Consider the following 2671-nt stretch of genomic DNA (forward strand, 5'->3'; position numbering starts at 1 on the left):
CATACTCGCGCCATCTGGGGCTTTATGCTCAACAAAAAACCCACTTACATTTTACTGCAAGTGGGTTGGGTTTTTCTTATTTACTGCTTCGCAGAGTCCGAGTTACAAACTCGAACTAGCGGGCTGTGCAAACTCGCGCCATCTGGGGACCAAACAAGCATTTTAAAGTAAAAAAACATACTTTGCATTATAAAACGTAAGCCTACTCACATTGCTGTAAGTAGGCTTATATTATTTTAAAAATAATTTAAAACGGCCATAAAAAAAATCCTTTTTCTAACTTCTTTAGGTATAAACTATAAGTGACATCCCCTCTTTCCATAGGTGCTGGATAAAATAATTTTACATTTAAGCAAAGACAATCTTTCTTTTCATCGAAAAAGCTTAGAAAATAAATAAAATCATAACCATTTTCTAATGAATGTTCCAACAACTCATTATAATCCTCTGATAATTGCTTCTTACATTCTTGTTCAACCATTCTTAGATCAAGAAAATGCAAAGCATCTGAAGTCTGAAGATCAAGTTCAACAATTTCAGCCTCCGGAGAATTTTTCATTTCTTTAAAAACCTTCATCGCCTCACTTAGGAAAGAAATAGGTTCTTTAAATACAGGATTATCATTAGAAGGTGTGCTATTTTTGAAAAATTTATTCATTATCGTCTTGATCTTCTTCTTCATTATTGTTCTGATTCTCTTGGTTATTTTCATCATCATCATCAGTTTCTTCATTACTATCATCTTGTTCTTCTTCAGTAGAAGTATCAGAACTCTCTTCTTCTGAATCAGAATTAAATAAGTAAGGGAATAGTTCCATTAATATAGCAACATCACCATATGGATTTATCCATTCATCAACAAATTCTGAAAATGCATTCCTCCCAACTAACCGTTTTGTATAATCCTTACCAAATTCTACTTCTTCTTCAAGTTGAGCATACATTATTTCACAATGAACTAGAAAGATTAATTTAACTTTATAAAAAACATGAGAACCATCACCTGCAGCCTTCTGAAAATGTCTATTCCCAATTTTCCCATTTTTCAACTTATGCCCATCATGTCGAACAACTTTCTTTCCGTCAGAAGAGCTTTCCATCAAGCGCTTTGATTTCTTTGCACTCCCTTTACCAACAACAGTAACAGATCCATTATTTCTTAGAGTTTTCTCTGCTTGTTTTCTGGAAATTCTTTTAAGTCTACCATTTAACATTTTTTTAAAAATCTTAAAGCCAGGACCTTTTCCATTAACATCTATGAATTTTATTGGATTATTAGCAGCATACACATAAGGAGACTGAAAATTATATTTCTCCGCAAGTGGGTCAAGTGTATGGAATCGAGCTAAGCTAGGATCATACATCCTGGCTCCATAATCTAACCAATCCGTCTCATCCTGCAACTCCTTGCCATTATAACGGTATTTCTGACTTTCATCTTCTTTACCACCTTGCATTCGCATTCCAAATGGGTAGTAATGGTTGATTTCCTGAACTGCACCATCTTCATTCAAACTTAAACTGGTATTGCCTAAATGATCTTTCACAAAGAATTGGTAAGTATTATCTCCCGTAGAAGCTACCTTTAACTTCCCTTCCTCGTTCAAAATATATTCCAAAGAACCTGCCTTGTAAACAAAATTACCTAAATATTGTAAATTTTCTTCACTGCTCCACGAAATGAAGTTCGATAAAATCCATCTTTTCCTGTGGCTTCCACATGAACACACAATACACTTCTTCCATAAACATAACAAGAAATTATATTTGAACAGACTTAGTCCAACAAACAACCCACTTACGTTTTACTGCAAGTGGGTTGTTTTTTTTCTTATTTACTGCTTCGCAGAGTTCGAGTTACAAACTCGAACTAGCGGGCTGTGCAAACTCGCGCCATCTGGGGCATGAAGGATTTACTGGACAGTAAGATAAATTTGAACCAATAAAAAAAGCCTGGACTTGCCAGGTTTTTTTTATCTTTTAATTATATGGATTATTCCATTTTCTTTAAAACACCCTTTGATGCAAATGGAGTATTTTTAGTTGACAAACTTTCACAATCAGATGAATTTACCCTTACCATATCTTGGCTCTGTAAAGCTAACCTAATTGCAATCCAACATTTATCATTATAAATAAATTCATTCACAGGATAACCTATTCCCTCTTCGTCTTCATCTATTTCAACATCACCTTCTTTTAATTTTGCAGTACCTTCTAATACTGACACGTCAGTACTCTTTTTACTGATATTTTTTAAACTAAAGGTTACAACATTATCTCCATTAGCCTTTAAAGCAACAAGCTGTACTATTTCACTATCCTCAAACTTAAATACATCGTATGTATTATATTTTGAAACAAAGTCTGCAACTTGTTTTTGACTGTCAATTTTAGACTCATTTGTCTGTGCTTGTGTATTTGAACTACCCCCACTGGAGCAACTCATAAATACTAAGGCTGTGATATAAAATATTATCTTTTTCATTTTTGTATTTAGTTTATCTAGTGCTTGAGTAACTACCCCCAGATAGTCCGAGTTTGCACCAACCGCTGGCGCGAGCGTCTCGCTCGTGTCCTGTGAATACAGGCAATTACAACAGTTCAATATCAAGCTGTCCTTTTTCACCAGCATAATTTTTAGCACTACTATATTTCCAGTGATGTGCCT

3 protein-coding genes are annotated in these 2671 nt (G+C 34.4%); all 3 read right to left on the bottom strand.

Going from position 1 to position 2671, the window contains the following annotated elements:
• Nucleotides 1-247: 247 nt before the first annotated feature.
• A complete protein-coding gene (locus ELS83_RS21495; protein ID WP_171597598.1) occupies nt 248-658 on the bottom strand; it encodes a hypothetical protein in 411 nt (136 codons plus the stop codon).
• Nucleotides 651-1619: an RHS repeat domain-containing protein gene (locus tag ELS83_RS21500; protein WP_171597599.1), complete on the bottom strand. Its 969-nt coding sequence runs from the start codon at nt 1617-1619 to the stop codon at nt 651-653. Before ELS83_RS21500 ends, ELS83_RS21495 begins: the two co-directional genes overlap by 8 nt.
• 374 nt (nt 1620-1993) lie before the next feature.
• Nucleotides 1994-2671 (bottom strand): hypothetical protein (locus ELS83_RS21505; protein WP_216616746.1); only part of this gene is annotated, 678 nt, incomplete at its 5' end.

It is taken from the genome of Marinifilum caeruleilacunae (assembly GCF_013141825.1).
Taxonomy (GTDB): domain Bacteria; phylum Bacteroidota; class Bacteroidia; order Bacteroidales; family Marinifilaceae; genus Marinifilum; species Marinifilum caeruleilacunae.